1 protein-coding gene is annotated in these 244 nt (G+C 41.8%); it reads left to right on the top strand.

Annotation, left to right across the window (positions count from 1 at the left end; all coding sequences use genetic code 11):
* Nucleotides 1-244, top strand: a 244-nt coding sequence (locus AAEY78_RS14575; protein ID WP_352340171.1) for a hypothetical protein, incomplete at both ends; no start/stop codon positions are given.

Genomic DNA, 244 nt, shown 5'->3' with positions numbered 1-244 from the left:
CATATGGGTTGATGAAGAGAAACAATCACAAGGTTATATATTAAAAAACCGTGAGCTGCTGCCCTCGCATATCTTTGCCTATTACTCTGGCCGTAATGAACGTATTGAGCAATTATTTCAAGAACACCAACGCCGCTTTAACTTGAGGCAAGAAATCACCGCCGATGAAGTTTTGTCTGAACATCTGCTGGAAAACTTCACTGCTTCAGATGCCGATATTCGAGCTATTGAAGAAGCTAAACGC

The sequence above is a fragment of the Psychrobacter sp. 16-MNA-CIBAN-0192 genome, assembly GCF_040309565.1.
Classification (GTDB): Bacteria; Pseudomonadota; Gammaproteobacteria; order Pseudomonadales; family Moraxellaceae; genus Psychrobacter.
The sequence above is the reverse complement of the archived record's forward strand: the minus strand, read 5'-3'. Positions and strand labels throughout refer to the sequence as shown.